This window comes from Runella sp. R5_40, assembly GCF_057652295.1.
Genome location: NZ_JBYFCH010000004.1, coordinates 426,833 through 441,930, shown reverse-complemented (window position 1 = coordinate 441,930; position 15,098 = coordinate 426,833). Strand labels below are relative to the sequence as shown.

Below are 15,098 nucleotides of genomic sequence, written 5' to 3'. Positions count from 1 at the left end.
CGTCTTAACTGAACTGTTATGATGAAAGACCTAATTCAGCTCTTTTTCGAGCAACGTATCCTTCAATCTCTTCTGCATCTTTTAACCAAAATTTACCGATTCGGGTTCGGCATAATTCGCTCATGTAGGCGCCCGATTCGACCAATATCCCCACATCCCGCACCAAACTGCGGATGTACGTGCCTTTAGAACACACAACTCGGAAGTATATCTCAGGAAAATGAGAGTCATCAATCTCAAAAAGTGACACAGTAACCGTACGGGGTTTTATTTCCACGGCTTCGCCTCGGCGTGCTTTTTTGTAGAGGCGTTCGCCCCCTATTTTTACGGCCGAATAAATGGGTGGAAACTGCTCAATGGTACCCGTAAGCTGCTGAACCGCTTTCATTAAGGCTTCGTGCGTAATATGGTCAGTGGGATATTCGGCATCAAAAGCCGTTTCAAGGTCAATCGAAGGGGTAGTTTTTCCAAGTACCATTTTACCCGTGTACTCTTTTTCTGCTCCTTGGTACGAGTCGATTTCCTTGGTTTTTTTGCCCGTACAAAGAATCAACAAACCTGTGGCGAGGGGGTCGAGGGTACCTGCATGGCCAATTTTTTTGACCTGACACGATTTTTTGATTTTGTTGACGGCATCGAATGATGTCCACGTCAGGGGCTTATTTAATAAGATTACCTCTCCTTCTTCGGGAGAGGTTGGTGTAATGTCTGTCATGTACGAAATAAAAGGTGCAAATCGCAACCTGTGTTTAAACTATTTGTAAGTTATATCCTGCCAAAAGCAACGCAAGGATAATGCCGCCTACAATAATACGGTACCAACCAAATAAACGGAAGCCGTATTTGGTCAGAAAATCAATAAAGAATTTGATGGCCAACATGGCGACAATAAAAGCCACTACGTTTCCGATGGCCAAAAGTTTGATTTGTTCTTCATTGAGGACGAAGCCCAATTTATAATAATCGTACGCCTTTTTGGCGGTTGCGGCAAACATGGTAGGAACGGCCAAGAAAAACGAAAATTCGGCGGCAGCTTTGCGAGAGAGGCGTTGCGACATCCCACCTACAATGGTTGCTCCCGAACGGGAAACGCCAGGAACCATGGCGATACATTGGAAAAATCCAATTTTAAATGCTGTGAGGTAGTCAACTTCGTCGGTATCAACAATATAAGCTTTGGTAAACCATTTGTCAACAAACAAAAGAATGATACCGCCGACAAGAAGCGAAATGGCTACTCCGAGCGGACTTTCGAGCAGGGCGTCGATGGCATCGCTGAATAAAACACCAAAAATGGCACTTGGAATAAAGGCAATGAATAGTTTGATGTAGAAGTCAATGCTTTTAAAAAAACGCTTGAAATACAAAACTACAACCGACAAAATAGCACCTAATTGAATAGCCACTGTGAAAAATTTCACGAAAGGATCCGAAGCAATCCCCATAAAAGAGGAGCCTAAAATCATGTGGCCAGTGGATGAAATAGGTAAATATTCGGTGATGCCCTCAATGATGGCTAAAATAAGTACGTGAAGAAGGTTCATCTACTAAATTGTAATTGGGACAAGATAAAAGCCGATTAGGGCTTACGTAAAATGGCAAAAAACTCAACAATAAAACCAGACACGACCACGAGTGGGCCTACGGTAAGTCCAAGTGTTCCAAAACCAAATTCGGCAGAGTCCATACTCATCAGGACAAAACCACCGAGTACAAGGACGATGCCCACGATCATGAGCGTAAGGTTATTTTTTCCAAAAGGTAATGCGTTCTTTTTCATGTTATGTTATTTAAAATCAAATGTGGTAGTTTAGTATAAATCATCTAAAGCCATGCGCAAATAACGGGCCAAGGCTTGAAAAGTACTTGCAATTCCAATCAGCGCTCCCAAAATGATAACCCCAGCGAGCAAAAAGCTAAGTTTGTCATATTCTTGAAGAAGATGAAGTCCTTCGATTTGGTGAAGGGCAAGTTGCTGAAGTGCTACGATTAAACCTGCGGCAATCAACCCGCTGATGAGTCCTTGAACAGCCCCATTTTTCAAAAACGGACGTTGAATAAAGCCGTTTGTAGCACCCACCAATTGCATACTCCGTATCAAAAATCGCTGCGAATAGAGCGCCAAGCGAATGGTGTTATTCATGAGCAAGATGATGATAACGAGCATGATAACGGCAAACGTGGCCAGAATCAAATAAATTTTGGTGAGGTTTTTGTTGATTTGGTCTGCCAAATTTTCTTGGTAAACGACCTCAAAAACGCCATCATTTTTTTCAAGTTCGGCCTTGATTTGTTTGAGCTTGGTATCTTCAAAATAATCTTCTTGCAAACGTACACGGTAACTGTCGTGCAGCGGATTGTCGCCTAGTAACGTAGAAAAATCTTCTTTGGTGTCGGCGATAAATTCCTTGGCAGCCTCGTCTTTGGAGAAAAAAGTAACTTGTGGTTTGCCGTCTATCGAAAGCACAAATGGACGAGCAACGATGCTTTTATATACCTTCGTTACTTGATTTGAATCCAAACCTTTGTCGAGCATTACCCTTACTTCGATGTTTTGTTTGATAATGGAAATGAGCTTTTTGGACTGCATTACCAATAACCCGCAAAAACCAATCAAAAACAACGCCGCCGTCAAACTGGCGATGATCATTGCGTTTGGATAGCTACCGACTTTTTTCTTTTTTAAAGGCATACGTAATGACAGTACGGTTTGTGTTTATTGAACGGAACGTCGCAAAAATAGCTATTTATTTCGATAACGAACCAAGGAAGAAAGCGAGTGAGGCTTTTTTAAAGAATTTTAACCAAATTTTGGTTTAATTTGACAAAACCATTTTGAACCTAGATGTTACCTTCACTTCAATTCAACTTACCGTCCGACGTTCACTTCATCAACTGCGCCACTCGTGGGCCTTTTTCTAAAGCGGTAGAACAAGCAGGCATCAACGCTATTTCCACTTTTACGCCATCCATTCATCAAATTCGACCCGATGATTTTTTTGAAGGAGTATGGGGAGTTAGAGCACTTTTTTCCCAACTTGTCAATGCCCAAGACCGCGAACGGATTGCCATCATTCCATCGGTTTCGTATGGCATGGGAATCGTCGCCCGAAACCTACATCGGAAGAAAGGGCTGCGGGCTGGTCAACACATTTTACTCGTGGGAGACGAATTTCCGAGCGATGTCTATCCTTGGCAGCGCGTTTGTGAAGAGTTGGGCTTGGTCATCAAAACAATTCCAATGCCAGATGCCGAGAAGGTAGGGCAAGTTTGGAACGAACAAATTTTGGCAACTATTTCTGAACAAACGGCCTTGGTCATTGTGCCACACGTCCATTGGCAGTACGGAATAAAATTTGATTTGGTCTCCATTTCCCAAAAAGCAAAATCGTTTGGGGCGCTTTTGGCGATTGATGCTACGCAATCGTTGGGTGCGTTGGCTTTTGATGTGCAAGCCGTCAAACCAGATGCCCTGATTGCGGTAGCTTACAAATGGCTGATGGGGCCTTATTCGATGGGATTGGCGTATTTTGGTGAATTTTTTGACGATGGTGTGCCTCTGGAAGAAACGTGGATGGCCCGAAAGCAGAGCAATTTATTCAACCAACTGACGGATTACCAAGACGAGTATCGACCCAAGGCGTTTCGTTATAATGTGGGAGAACATTCACACTTCATCCAAATGCCGATGCTGGAAGTGGCCCTTCGAGAAAAATTGGAATGGACAACTGAGCGCATTCAAGCGCACTGCCAATCACTTTGGAAGGGGGCATCGCCTGCGTTGGAGGAATTGGGGGTATTGTTTGAACCCGAAGCCGAGCGAGCGCACCATTTAATGGGACTGCGATTGCCTGCGGGAATTGACGTAATGAAAGTGCAACAGGCACTAGCTTCCCGAAAAGTGATTGTAGCCGCCCGTGGACAAGGTATTCGGGTTTCGCCTCATTTGTATAATACGGAGGAGGACATGGCGGCGTTGGTATCGGCGCTTCGCGAGGCATTGAGATAGTATCTTTCACCTTCCCGAAAGTTTCAGACTTTCGGGAAGGTGAAAGATAACTAGATAATATTTGCCGTTTGCTCCTTGATTTTTTCCAATTCATCTTTCATCTGAACCACCACGTGCTGAATGGAAGAATCGTTGGCTTTGGAACCAATCGTATTGATTTCACGCCCAATTTCTTGGGCAATGAAGTTTAATTTCTTGCCGTTGCTTTCGCGGCTTTCCATGGTTTCGATGAAGTAGGAAAGGTGGTTTTTGAGGCGTACTTTCTCTTCCGAAATGTCGAATTTTTCGATAAAATAGACCAATTCTTGTTCAAAACGATTTTCGTCAAATGCTTCGTCTTGAATCAAATCACGGACATTTTTGCGTAGCCTTTCCCGAACCGAAGGAATGCGCGTTTTGTCAAGCTCTTCTACTTCTAAAAGCGAGTCAGCGATTTTTTGAATGGAAGTCCGAAACACTTTTGCCAAGGCACGTCCTTCCTGTTGGCGAAATTCGTTGCATTTTTTAAGTGCTTCGAGCGCTGCTTGTTGAATTTGAATACTTTCAGCGGCTTGCTGGTCTTCGGTAGGGGCGTCCGCCAAATAGACATTGGGCATTTGAAGCGCCATCCGCAATACCTCCGTAGGCGTGGGGGCAAAGCCAAGTTCTTCGGCCGTTTGGTGCAAATCTTTAAAATAAGCTTTTACCAATGCTCGGTTGACAACTGTTCCCGCGCTGTTGTCGCCAATGGGAGTAACTGTCATAGTAAACTCCACCTTACCGCGTTCCAACGACTGCGTAATGAGGTTGCGGATTTCAATTTCACGCTCCGAATAATTTCTTGGAATACGGCAAAATATATCCAAAAACTTAGAATTCAATGATTTGACTTCGGCAGTGACCGAAAGCGTATCAGATTCGATGGTGGCTTTCCCAAAGCCCGTCATTGATTTGAGCATCTTACAATTATTTAAAAATTTGGCAATGTGCTAATTTAAAAACAGCGCACTATTTCTCCTCCTGCGAAGTCATTTTCTCCACAACGGGGTTTTTCTTCAACGCATTTTTTTCTAGTTCGGCTTGTTCCTTGCGTTGACGGACGACATCAATCGCCGTAAAAATCGCCTGCCGCATGGATGTTTCGTCGGCTATGTTTTTACCCGCAATATCGTAAGCCGTACCGTGGTCGGGCGAGGTACGAACGATGGGCAAACCTGCCGTAAAATTGACCCCATCATTGAACGCAATCGTTTTGAAAGGCGTCAAACCTTGGTCGTGATACATGGCCAACACGGCATCATACTTGCGGTACGACTGAGCTGCAAAAAAGCCATCGGCAGGATAGGGGCCGTAAACCAACTGTCCTTTGGCGCGCATTTCTTTGATGAGAGGCTCTATAATTTCGTTTTCTTCGCTTCCAAGCAAGCCGCCCTCACCAGCGTGGGGATTGAGTCCCAGCACTGCAATGCGTGGTTTGCGGATGCCAAAATCGACCCGCAGCGACTTTAACATGGCCTGCAATCGCACCATGATTTTTTCTTTGGTAATATTCTCGGCGATTTTGCCAAGGGGAATGTGGCCAGTAACAACGCCCACCCGCAAAATATCACTCACCATAAACATCAACGGCTCTTTTACGCCAAACGCTTCGGCAAGGTACTCGGTATGCCCAGGGAAGTTAAATTCGTCGTTTTGGATGTTATTTTTGTTGATAGGTGCCGTAACAATCGCGTCAAGGTGGCCTTCTTTCAGGTCTTCAACGGCGCGTTTTAGCGATTCATAGGCCCCTTTTCCCGCTTCGGGAGTTACTTTTCCAGGCTGAATATCCTCTTGTGGGTCTTGCCAACACGTAATTACGTTGGTCATTTTGGGGTTAATCACGTCGATTTTTTGCGCCCCAAATAGGTTCCAATCCTTCATTTCGAGTTGGTTACGATAACGATTCAAGATGCGCATCGAACCATATACGACAGGCGTACAAATACGATTAAGTTGGTTGCCATGTAATACTTTAAGAATGACTTCGGGGCCAATACCATTGTAGTCTCCTAACGTAATTCCAATGACTGGTTTATCAGAAAGTAATTCACTCATGATTCAAAATAATAAATGAGATTTGTGCAATGTGCCGCAATTTACGAATAAAGCGCACTATTTTTGTAACCAGACTCACGCTGACATTTTGATATGACGATTTTAATTGCCGACGACATTCATCCTTCCCTCTTCGATATGCTCACTACGCTTGGCGTATCCTATTGTTATGAACCTACTTTCAAACGTGCCGACATTCTCGAAAACCTTGCCAAATACGAAGGGTTAGTCATTAGAAGTAAAACATACATCGACGAAGAAATTTTAGAAAAAGCACCAAAATTGCGTTTTATTGCAAGGGCAGGGGCGGGGCTTGACCTGATTGATTTGGAGGCCGCCGCACGGCGGAATATTCAGGTGTTTGCGGCCAACGAAGGCAATCGCGATGCCGTGGCCGAACACGCATTGGGCATGTTATTGGGGTTGTTTGCCAACATTGCCAAAGCTGACCGCGAGGTGCGACAGGGAACATGGGACCGAGAAGGAAACCGTGGGATTGAACTGATGGGCAAGACCGTAGGTTTGATTGGTTTTGGGTTTAACGGCAGTGCTACTGCCCAGCGGTTGAGCGGTTTTGGGTGCCGTGTGCTGGCCTACGATAAGTATTTGACCAACTACGGAAATGCTCATGCGGAAGAAGCAACCCTCAATGAGATTAAGAACCAAGCCGACGTAATTAGCTTTCACGTACCGCTGACGGAAGAAACCAGGCATTGGGTAAACGACGCGTTTGTGGCAGACGTAGCTCGTCCATTCTTTTTGATGAATGTGGCACGGGGCGAAATCGTGGATACTGAGGCCGTTGTAAGAGGTTTGGAGAGCGGAAAAATTCGCGGAGCTTGTTTGGACGTGCTAGAAAATGAAAAATTAAAAACACTTACGCCAGCACAACAAGCAGCTTTTGATTATTTACGGGCTTCCAATCGCGTCATTCTTACGCCGCACGTGGCGGGTTGGACACAAGAAAGCTACGTAAAAATCAATGAAGCATTGATGAAGCAAATTCGGAGTCTGGTTAAGGCTTGATTAACAAAGCCGAATTAAATGAGGCAAACAATTAACTTGCCTGTTTAGCGTGACCAAAGTACCAGTCCTAGGGCGATAAGTGCGGGTAAACCTTGCACAAACCATATTTTTTTGCTGGCACTGAAGGCACCATAGGCTCCTGCTACAATGACGCACGAGAGGAAGAAAATGGCGATTTTGCTACTCCATTCGGGTTCTGAAACGGTCAAACTCCATAAAAGTCCTGCGGCTAAAAAGCCATTGTAAAGCCCCTGATTGGCCGCCAGTGTTTTGGTAGGTTTAAACAGTTCGTCTGGCAATGAACCTTTGAACGTCTTTTTGCCGAGGGTTTCCCACGCAAACATTTCAAGATACAAAATGTAAAGGTGCTCTACTGCAACGAGGACGATGGCGATTGTGGCAAGAATTTGCATGAATGAATTGTTTTTGCTTCTCACAAAGCAAAGTATTTAGGGCGTTTTTGATTTAATTCGTTGATTTTGACCTGATAACGGCTAATGGTGCCTGAGTACTTAATTGTAAAGTTGCTGGGTGTGTTCGATTTGTTTGATAATTAATTCTTCCAACACATCCAGATTGACTTCGCTGAGCCTTTTGATATAAATGCAGCCTTTTTCGGTTTTATACTTACCAAGCTGAGATAAAAGCTCTTCTCGTTGGTCAAATGATGAAGAAAAATAGACCGTAAGCGCCGCCGCTCGTGGAGAAAAAGCCACCAAGGGTGCTTCTCCTTCTCGCCCACTTTCGTATTTGTAATGGTAACTACCAAAACCAACAATGCTTGGCCCCCAAAGTTTGGCGGGTGAGCCCGTAATTGACTCGAACAGTTCGACCAACTTGAAGCTATCAGCGCGTTTGGTCTCGTCTTTGACGGCGTTTAAAAAGTCGCTGACACTGGCGTTGGTTTCGGTAGTTTTATTTTTTGACATGATGCTGAATGGTAAAAAGCATTACTCAATTTTAAATCGGGTACTTGGTTTGGTATCTTCGGTGATGGTTGCAATAAGCTTGCCACTTTTGGTAACAATCGTTACCCCAGGTTTTACATATACACTACTAATGAATTTGCTTCCAATTCGTTGTAGCGAATTACTCATTCCTTTTACTGTGAAATAAACATCTTCCGAAGTTAAGTTTTGTAATTCAATTTTAAACGTTTTTTCGGTAGTTTTTGCTGGTTTTTCTTTATTTGTGCTCGTGCTGGTATTGCTTCCGCCGTTGTTACTGGTGCGCGGCGTGGTTGCACCCTCCAGCTCTCTTAAAGCTTCTTTTTGACCATCAATCTGTAAATCGTATCGTTTTTGAAACGCCTTTTGATGGGTAACGAGTAGGTCATACAATTGCTCATCGGTCAGGCTTTTGGCTTTACTTTCTTTGTCTTTGGTATATAACACCGCCACGGGGTCAAGTTTCTCTCTGGCAACGTCGTCGGGAGTTCGTCCACCTTTGGGAATGTAATAGAGGCCACTGCCATTGGTCATCAACAAAATACCTGGCTCAATAAGCACGATGTGCATGACCGAGCAATCGCGGAGTGTCTCTTTGGTGTCTTTGACAACTTTACCGTCTTCTACCTGCGTCTGTTTGGCATAAAATCCATAATAGGCTCCTTTACTGAGCGTTGCGTCAAAACGAGGTTGTTTAATGGCCGCACTGACTTTCAAATTTAAGTCGGCAGGGAAGTCATCTCTCCCTAATACTAGACTTGAAACGCCCTCCGCCTCGTAACTTGGCGTGAGTTTTAACTTTACGGCGTTGGTTTGTTTTTCAAAACTTACCAAAAACTTTCCGATGGCTTTGTCGAGGTTGTTGGTTTCACTGCCACACACAAACAATTCCCGTGTATAATAAATACCGCCAAGTCCGTAAGAATCTTTGGCAATGGTTTTTTCTTCTAGTATAGTTTTAGCGGCATCAGCTTGTTGTTTTTCGTATAATGCCTTGGTTGGACGGGACGACGAGCTGCCATTTAGTCCTTCGGTAGCGGCTTGCGCTTTTTCTTTGATTTTCTGCAAAAACTTTTGCGCAAAAAGGGCTTGGCTGGTAAGTAGTCCTGCTGCAAATACAACCGAGGTAATGAGGGGGGATTTTTTCATTGGCGTACGTTTTTTGAACAAAACTACACGCCTTTGATGCGAAGGTTTGCCTAACTCTACCAATGGTTAAGCAAAGGTTTTGAAATGTCGTTTTGGGTTTATGAACCGTGTGAATGTTAGGTTTTGCGTTTTTTCTTTTTTGCCGACGGAAACAAAACATTATTAAGAATGAGCCGATATCCAGGCGAATGCGGGTGGAGGTTGAGGTCGGTCGGCATCCGATGAAAACCGCGTTGTCCTTCGGGGTCATGGCCACCGTAAAAAGTCCACTGCCCGCGTCCTAACTCACCATAAATATAACGATCCGACGATTTGCTTTGACCCATGACCAAAGCACTAGATTTGACTGTTTTTTTGTTGAAAGCCGTGGTTTGCCCAAAAAACTCACGGATAAGGTTTTCGTGATTTTGAACCAACATAGAAGGAATAACATCCCATTTGGCCGAAAAGTCAAACAACGAAAAATAGTTAGTGGTTTCGTCGCCCCAGCCTTGTCCTGAAGAAGAGTTGATGCTCGAAAACGACATACCACCACCACGGTAATCGTCGTCATTGTTGAGTTCGAGGACAAAATTTTCAAAGGCAATAGTTTTACCAAAATCAAGCTTAGATTGGGCTTTAGGATCTACGCCATCTCCGTCAAAAATAGAAGGAACAATATCAACCCCTTCGGCTGCGAGGGCGACATCCAACGACTCTGCGCCCGAACACATGGCAAACAAATACCCACCGCCCGCGCAAAAACCTTTGATGCTTCGGGCGACGTCGAGCTTGAGCTGTGACACTTTTTTGTAACCGTATTTTTTGGCAATATTTTCTTGGGCTTGCACATCGGCAACGGTCATACGGCGGCGGTTTCGGCCAAATTGCCCCGTAAAATCTTCATGGTGAAGGTGCAGCCAGTCGTATTTGGCGAGATCGCCTTTTAAGATTTCTTCGTCATAGACGATTTCAAACGGAATTTCTGCGTACTTCAACACCAGTAAAACGGCATCCGTATCTTCAAAGGATGAAGTGCTGACTTTGATGGGGCTATACACCACAATTCGGGCAGCCTTGTGAAGTTTAACAGCATCCATGTTGACATCAGGGTGGGCAATTTGGGCTAAAATAGCCTTTACGTTGGCATCTGAAATGACCTCATACGACACCCCACGCAGCCGACACTCACGCTCAAGGGCGCTTGAATAGTTCATCATAAAACTTCCACCTCGGTAGTTGAGCAACCAATCCACTTCGCGGTCGGCTTTCAGTTCCCAATATGCCACCCCGTAGGCTTTGAGGTGATTGGTTTGCTTATCGTCCATGGTAATTAGGATAGAATTCGCCAGGGACGTTGTGCAACTGACAATAAAAAACAACACAATTCTGAAAAGATGCGCTTTGGTAAGAACAGCATTCATAAGTTGAAAAGTCAAAGAGTGGGTGGAATCAGTAAGCAAAACAAAATTAGCAGAAAGATTCAGATTGTCAAGGAGTTGTCCGTATTTGTTGGGAGGCTTTTTTAGCGTTTTGGTCAAATATGCAAATTGCGCCAATATCTTGCGTAATTTTGTCGCTTACTTTTTACATGTATCTATGAAAGCTTTATTTCGTTTGGTTGGATTCTTGGCGGTTTTTGCCTTGGTAGTAAGTTGTAACCGAGAAGATTTATCGGGAACTGAAGAGCAACAAATTGAGAATTACATCAAAAATAACAACTTGGTAGTCACGGAAAAGACAGCTACGGGACTGCGCTATATTTTAACCAAGGCCAATGCTACGGGGGCAAGTATTAAATCAGGGCAATCGGTAACTGTCAAATACACGGGAAAACTACTCACCGACCGTACGTTTGATGCGGGCACGTTTAGTTTTTATTTAGGAGCTGGTCAGGTGATTGAGGGTTTTGATGAAGGCATTGCGAAAATGAAAGTTGGTGAAAAAGCAACGCTTATTTTTCCTTCTTCGTTGGGATATGGCTCAAGAGGAGCGGGGGCAGATATTCCAGGAAACTCCCCACTTTTGTTTGAAATCGAAGTAGTTTCTGCCAAATAAACCTGAAAAGTGGAGGCAAATAGCCTTACTTATGAGGGCTTGCCTCCACTTTTTTGACGCGTACCAGACCTGTAATAGCCTTGAGTCGAACCAAGAGACTTTCGAGTCGTTCGAGCTGGTCTAGTTTAATTTTGAGAAATCCTTGCGAGCGCACGCCGTCAGCTTCAAATCGTACGCTAACAATGTGACCATAGGCAGAGACAAATCTCGTCACCTCTTCTACAAAACCGACACGGTCAAATCCTAATATTTCAAGTTGAGTAAGGGTAAAATTGGGTGTAATAGCTGGTTTCATGTCGTTGAAAATAATTTAGAATAATATCTATTGATTAACTATGCAAATATAGGCCCTTATTTTCTTTCAAGCCAAACTTTCAGGGGACTAATTTTGGCAAAAGCCTTAAATTTTACGGATATAAGCGCCTTTTTGATACGTAAAATACCAAGAATGAAGGCTGGAAGGTGACTTTTGGGCAAGAGATTTGAGGTAATAAGAGGAAACCGAACTGTCGAAAATGAGGGGAACTTGCTCAAAGTAAGCATTTTTCTGAATGCTTTTGATGGCTCCCTTTCGTACGATGATTGAAGAGGTAAAATGAGCGGGCAGTGTAGAAATTGGCCGTTCGGCAATGATTAATTCCTGACCTTTCCACACAATAAGTTTTCCAAAAGGAAGGGGGCGGACCATTCCTGAATTGGTGGCTTTGTCCAACGAAATGTTTGTGATTTCGCGTATCCCGTGGAGGTCATAGAAGTTTTTAAGATAAAATGAAAAAGGCTGTTGATTGGAAGCAAAAAACGACGAATCAGCCACGAGAATAGCACGTGTGCCTTCAATGAAGCTGACGACCGTTTGTTTGGGTATGTCGTGTACAATAAAGAGCTTTTGGGTGTTGTTTTCGTACAAATGAATGCCTTGTATCACAACGATAATGGCACTCATTGCCAAGGCTACCTTTACCAAAAAAACTTCTTTTTGATACCAACAATAAGCAAGTATCCCAATGATAGCATAGACAATCGCTACTTCCAATTTACCAAAAGTAATACCAGTGAGGGTCGCGCTTGGAAGCTGTTCAATCCAAACCACGGATTGGTTGAGCAACCACGTAATTCCTGTTAAAACCCAACCGATTACGGATCCAACAAAGGGTACAGCGGAGAGCGCCAACGCTACCAACGCAACGGGAATCATGGCGGTAGAGAGCGCTACAACGAGGGGATTCGCCACCAAAAAATAGGTGGGAAATTGATGAAAATAATAAACTGACAGGGGAAAGGTGGCCAACTGAGCAGCAAGTGCAACTGCGGTGATTGCCCAAAGTTTGTCTAAAAACCAATCCTTGGCTGCCACCCATTGATAAATCGTTGGCTGCCAAAAAATAATTCCCGCAAGCGCAGCATAAGATAGTTGAAAACTGACCGAAAAGAGAAGGAAAGGGTCGTAGGCCAGTAAAATCAAGGCAGAACCGTAAAGCGCATTTTCCCCGTTTGGTTTTTTACCGAGTGGCTCGGCCAAAAGAAACAAACTGAACATTAATGCCGAACGAACAACAGGTGCTGAGAGTCCAGTAAGGATGGCATAAAACCAAAGTATTCCAAAAGTTAGCGCCACGTACAGCCAACGTCCTCGGCGGTGGGCTTTGAGTTTTTGGAGTAAAAAGGCAATAATCGCCACAAATACGCCAATATGAAAGCCAGATACCGAAAGCACATGAACGGCGCCCGCCGCCGAATAGGCTTGTACAAGTTCGGAGTCCATATCGTCGCGCAGTCCCAAAATCATGGCTTTCGCTACGGCATATTCACGCTCGATAGGGACGAGTTTTTTCAGGGCGTCGTCGCTCCACTGACTTAACTGATAAGGCCAACGGGTGTACCATTGTGCAAAATTGTTACCAGTTGTCGCAAAATCGGTGCGGCGTAAATAATGTTGGAAGTGAATCTGTTTATGCGCCAAAAATTGCTTAAAATCAAATTGATTTGGATTTAAAGGAGGTGCTACTTGCTGCGGTGCGCCAAGCACAACTAACTCCGCACCGTAAGCAGGGCGTGGGGTTGACTTATCAATATATACCTGAATTTTTCCTGTCGCTGCTCGCCAATGATGGTTTAATTTAACGTGGGTTATCTCCAAAACGGCGCGGTGCGTTTTTCCTCGTGTTTCGGGAAACGTGATTACTTGTCCGCGATAAGCTTGGATACTGTCCAAACGAAAATGTACAAGGTGGGTAGGGGCGAGGGATTCGTTTTTTAAGGTGGTTGCCAGCACGCCCAAATAGACAAATACCCCAAAAGTGGTAGCGCCGAGTAGGTAACGATTGTGTAACCGAGCCAAGCCAATAAACCAAAGAATGCCTAATGATGTCCCCAAAGCCCATAGCATAGGCGTTGGCAGTGGCCAGTGTTGTGGAACTAATATACCGATAACAAAAGCAATGGTGACGCGCAAAAGTGGATTCATGGTTGTTGGCGTTGGGTTTTAAAACAAAAATGTCAGATTGGGAGCAACCTGACATTTTTTTATCATCGAATTACAACAAGGCGTTGGGTGACGGTCTCATCTTTGGTTTTGACCCGTATTAAATAAGTTCCTGGTGGTATATCTACCGTGGAGATGGGGACATCCCAGCTCGGATAGTTTTCAAATGCTTTTTGGTGCAAGAGCTGGCCACTTAGCGTGAACAATTCAACCGTGAACGTACTAAATTCCTTTAAAGTAACCCTCACATACGTAACGTCAACGTTTTGGGCAGGATTGGGGGCAATCTCAATGGCGAGGTTGTTGCCAAAGGGGAGTTGCGAACACCAATACTTGACCAAACTGTTTCGTCGGGTTGATTTTTCAATCACGGCCATCATTCGTTCGGTCTGATTTTTGGTGAAAACATTCATGCAAGAATCAGGTGAATAGTCCATGTAGTTTTCGGTCATGTTTTGGGTACGAACACCCGAACAAAAAGAAAACACGGGGCCGCAATTGGTAGATTGATTGCCGCTTTCACAACGAGGGGTATCGTCACAATAATCATTGCCACAGTTGTCGTCTCCCCACGTATGAATTAACCCTAACCAGTGACCGACCTCGTGGGTGGTGGTGCGTCCCAAATTATACAGACGACTGGTGACAGTTGGGCCAACGCCAAAAACGCGGTAATCAATAAATACCCCGTCGGTACGTACTTGTAGTTCTGTACTGTTATCGAGGCCATTCACGCCCGTAACAGACGGAAATTGGGCAATTCCGAGGTAATTATTGGCAAACCGAGTCACCCAAATGTTTAAATAGCGGTCGGTGGGCCATTCTTTTTGTTGGGTAGTGATGTCGGCCAAAAGTTGGTCGTCATTAAAAACGTCAAAATTTGTTTTTTGAGCATAATAATGACGCGTTATTCCGTTGGTTGATTTACCATCGGGGTCGATATTGGCCAAATAAAATTCGATGCCTGTATCTGCTCCTACGGCGTTGGTGTTAAAGCCCCGCGTACCAGCTTTGCGGCGGTAGTCTTCGTTGAGTATTCTGATTTGTTCTTTGATTTGTTCGTCCGAAATATTGCCATTTCCAGCGCCCCCAATCGCCCCTGTAGCCGTTGAATGCACAACATGCACTACCACAGGAATCCGAATGGTTGAACAAATGGCTCCTAAACGGGCCGCACGCTTTGGCAATCGCAAAAAAGTCTGAACAGAATCTTCGAGCATTTGGCGTTTTAGTTTCCAATAAGGATACCGTTTGGCCAGTACCGAATCGTACTGAACTGCTGAGCAACGTTGCGCACTTGCCTCAAAAATACCTAAACTAAACCACAAAAAGGCCCAACAGGCAACCCACCGTACACTTTGAATCATAGTTGTCA

At 44.4% G+C, this 15,098-nt stretch carries 16 protein-coding genes; 3 read left to right on the top strand and 13 right to left on the bottom strand.

Features of this window, described 5'->3' with window-relative positions; all coding sequences use genetic code 11:
* Nucleotides 1–16: 16 nt before the first annotated feature.
* From truB to AC23N5_RS11155, 4 genes are read right to left on the bottom strand one after another with little or no spacing between them, the layout of a single operon-like run.
* Nucleotides 17–715: a tRNA pseudouridine(55) synthase TruB gene (gene truB / locus AC23N5_RS11170; protein ID WP_028523005.1), complete on the bottom strand. Its 699-nt coding sequence runs from the start codon at nucleotides 713–715 to the stop codon at nucleotides 17–19.
* A gap of 34 nt (nucleotides 716–749) precedes the next feature.
* Entirely contained in the window at nucleotides 750–1,544 is a 795-nt protein-coding gene (locus AC23N5_RS11165) for an undecaprenyl-diphosphate phosphatase (RefSeq protein ID WP_487755627.1), read from the bottom strand.
* A gap of 35 nt (nucleotides 1,545–1,579) precedes the next feature.
* On the bottom strand, nucleotides 1,580–1,780 hold the full coding sequence (locus AC23N5_RS11160) for a DUF3098 domain-containing protein (protein ID WP_028523007.1): 201 nt from the start codon (nucleotides 1,778–1,780) through the stop codon (nucleotides 1,580–1,582).
* Nucleotides 1,781–1,810: 30 nt separating this feature from the next.
* Complete coding sequence (locus AC23N5_RS11155; RefSeq protein ID WP_487755626.1) at nucleotides 1,811–2,692, bottom strand: cell division protein FtsX; 882 nt, start codon at nucleotides 2,690–2,692, stop codon at nucleotides 1,811–1,813.
* A gap of 153 nt (nucleotides 2,693–2,845) precedes the next feature.
* On the opposite strand from AC23N5_RS11155, the gene AC23N5_RS11150 reads away from it, so the two are divergent.
* A complete protein-coding gene (locus AC23N5_RS11150; RefSeq protein ID WP_487755625.1) occupies nucleotides 2,846–4,009 on the top strand; it encodes an aminotransferase class V-fold PLP-dependent enzyme in 1,164 nt (387 codons plus the stop codon).
* A 50-nt stretch (nucleotides 4,010–4,059) separates the two neighbouring features.
* Here the strand turns inward: AC23N5_RS11150 and AC23N5_RS11145 are convergent, their stop codons facing one another.
* Both AC23N5_RS11145 and pdxA read right to left on the bottom strand, forming a co-directional pair.
* Entirely contained in the window at nucleotides 4,060–4,947 is an 888-nt protein-coding gene (locus AC23N5_RS11145; protein WP_183976728.1) for a YicC/YloC family endoribonuclease, read from the bottom strand.
* Nucleotides 4,948–4,996: 49 nt separating this feature from the next.
* Nucleotides 4,997–6,082 carry a 4-hydroxythreonine-4-phosphate dehydrogenase PdxA gene (gene pdxA / locus AC23N5_RS11140; protein ID WP_183976726.1) on the bottom strand — a complete coding sequence of 362 codons (1,086 nt, stop codon included), beginning with the start codon at nucleotides 6,080–6,082 and terminating at the stop codon, nucleotides 4,997–4,999.
* A gap of 93 nt (nucleotides 6,083–6,175) precedes the next feature.
* Between pdxA and AC23N5_RS11135 the strand changes: the two genes are divergently transcribed.
* Complete coding sequence (locus tag AC23N5_RS11135; RefSeq protein ID WP_487755624.1) at nucleotides 6,176–7,108, top strand: 2-hydroxyacid dehydrogenase; 933 nt, start codon at nucleotides 6,176–6,178, stop codon at nucleotides 7,106–7,108.
* Nucleotides 7,109–7,152: 44 nt separating this feature from the next.
* On the opposite strand, the gene AC23N5_RS11130 is transcribed toward AC23N5_RS11135, so the two are convergent.
* The 4 genes from AC23N5_RS11130 to AC23N5_RS11115 form a co-directional block, all read right to left on the bottom strand.
* Nucleotides 7,153–7,521, bottom strand: a complete 369-nt coding sequence (locus AC23N5_RS11130; RefSeq protein ID WP_122930279.1) for a DUF1304 domain-containing protein — start codon at nucleotides 7,519–7,521, stop codon at nucleotides 7,153–7,155.
* A 99-nt stretch (nucleotides 7,522–7,620) separates the two neighbouring features.
* Nucleotides 7,621–8,037, bottom strand: coding sequence for a DUF1801 domain-containing protein (locus tag AC23N5_RS11125; protein ID WP_487755623.1), 417 nt, complete (start codon nucleotides 8,035–8,037; stop codon nucleotides 7,621–7,623).
* A 21-nt stretch (nucleotides 8,038–8,058) separates the two neighbouring features.
* The gene (locus AC23N5_RS11120) at nucleotides 8,059–9,204 is read right to left on the bottom strand and encodes a hypothetical protein (RefSeq protein WP_487755622.1); all 1,146 of its coding nucleotides are present in this window, start codon (nucleotides 9,202–9,204) and stop codon (nucleotides 8,059–8,061) included.
* A 116-nt stretch (nucleotides 9,205–9,320) separates the two neighbouring features.
* Nucleotides 9,321–10,607, bottom strand: coding sequence for an asparagine synthetase B (locus AC23N5_RS11115; protein ID WP_487755621.1), 1,287 nt, complete (start codon nucleotides 10,605–10,607; stop codon nucleotides 9,321–9,323).
* Between the two features lie 175 nt (nucleotides 10,608–10,782).
* Between AC23N5_RS11115 and AC23N5_RS11110 the strand changes: the two genes are divergently transcribed.
* Nucleotides 10,783–11,241, top strand: a complete 459-nt coding sequence (locus AC23N5_RS11110; protein WP_183976718.1) for an FKBP-type peptidyl-prolyl cis-trans isomerase — start codon at nucleotides 10,783–10,785, stop codon at nucleotides 11,239–11,241.
* A gap of 25 nt (nucleotides 11,242–11,266) precedes the next feature.
* Here the strand turns inward: AC23N5_RS11110 and AC23N5_RS11105 are convergent, their stop codons facing one another.
* From AC23N5_RS11105 to AC23N5_RS11095, 3 genes are all read right to left on the bottom strand, one after another.
* Nucleotides 11,267–11,536, bottom strand: coding sequence for an ACT domain-containing protein (locus AC23N5_RS11105; protein WP_183976716.1), 270 nt, complete (start codon nucleotides 11,534–11,536; stop codon nucleotides 11,267–11,269).
* A 105-nt stretch (nucleotides 11,537–11,641) separates the two neighbouring features.
* Nucleotides 11,642–13,705 carry a ComEC/Rec2 family competence protein gene (locus AC23N5_RS11100; RefSeq protein WP_487755620.1) on the bottom strand — a complete coding sequence of 688 codons (2,064 nt, stop codon included), beginning with the start codon at nucleotides 13,703–13,705 and terminating at the stop codon, nucleotides 11,642–11,644.
* 62 nt (nucleotides 13,706–13,767) lie between these two features.
* Complete coding sequence (locus AC23N5_RS11095) at nucleotides 13,768–15,090, bottom strand: M43 family zinc metalloprotease (RefSeq protein WP_487755619.1); 1,323 nt, start codon at nucleotides 15,088–15,090, stop codon at nucleotides 13,768–13,770.
* Between the last annotated feature and the right edge of the window lie 8 nt (nucleotides 15,091–15,098).

What these genes read in the sequence shown, in the direction of transcription:
- AC23N5_RS11145 (WP_183976728.1), bottom strand. Translation starts at nt 4,947, where the DNA reads ATGCTCAAATCAATGACGGGCTTTGGGAAAGCCACCATCGAATCTGAT.
- AC23N5_RS11130 (WP_122930279.1), bottom strand. Translation starts at nt 7,521, where the DNA reads ATGCAAATTCTTGCCACAATCGCCATCGTCCTCGTTGCAGTAGAGCAC.
- AC23N5_RS11115 (WP_487755621.1), bottom strand. Translation starts at nt 10,607, where the DNA reads ATGAATGCTGTTCTTACCAAAGCGCATCTTTTCAGAATTGTGTTGTTT.
- AC23N5_RS11160 (WP_028523007.1), bottom strand. Translation starts at nt 1,780, where the DNA reads ATGAAAAAGAACGCATTACCTTTTGGAAAAAATAACCTTACGCTCATG.
- truB (WP_028523005.1), bottom strand. Translation starts at nt 715, where the DNA reads ATGACAGACATTACACCAACCTCTCCCGAAGAAGGAGAGGTAATCTTA.
- AC23N5_RS11120 (WP_487755622.1), bottom strand. Translation starts at nt 9,204, where the DNA reads ATGAAAAAATCCCCCCTCATTACCTCGGTTGTATTTGCAGCAGGACTA.
- AC23N5_RS11135 (WP_487755624.1), top strand. Translation starts at nt 6,176, where the DNA reads ATGACGATTTTAATTGCCGACGACATTCATCCTTCCCTCTTCGATATG.
- AC23N5_RS11150 (WP_487755625.1), top strand. Translation starts at nt 2,846, where the DNA reads ATGTTACCTTCACTTCAATTCAACTTACCGTCCGACGTTCACTTCATC.
- AC23N5_RS11105 (WP_183976716.1), bottom strand. Translation starts at nt 11,536, where the DNA reads ATGAAACCAGCTATTACACCCAATTTTACCCTTACTCAACTTGAAATA.
- AC23N5_RS11100 (WP_487755620.1), bottom strand. Translation starts at nt 13,705, where the DNA reads ATGAATCCACTTTTGCGCGTCACCATTGCTTTTGTTATCGGTATATTA.
- AC23N5_RS11165 (WP_487755627.1), bottom strand. Translation starts at nt 1,544, where the DNA reads ATGAACCTTCTTCACGTACTTATTTTAGCCATCATTGAGGGCATCACC.
- AC23N5_RS11155 (WP_487755626.1), bottom strand. Translation starts at nt 2,692, where the DNA reads ATGCCTTTAAAAAAGAAAAAAGTCGGTAGCTATCCAAACGCAATGATC.
- AC23N5_RS11125 (WP_487755623.1), bottom strand. Translation starts at nt 8,037, where the DNA reads ATGTCAAAAAATAAAACTACCGAAACCAACGCCAGTGTCAGCGACTTT.
- AC23N5_RS11095 (WP_487755619.1), bottom strand. Translation starts at nt 15,090, where the DNA reads ATGATTCAAAGTGTACGGTGGGTTGCCTGTTGGGCCTTTTTGTGGTTT.
- pdxA (WP_183976726.1), bottom strand. Translation starts at nt 6,082, where the DNA reads ATGAGTGAATTACTTTCTGATAAACCAGTCATTGGAATTACGTTAGGA.
- AC23N5_RS11110 (WP_183976718.1), top strand. Translation starts at nt 10,783, where the DNA reads ATGAAAGCTTTATTTCGTTTGGTTGGATTCTTGGCGGTTTTTGCCTTG.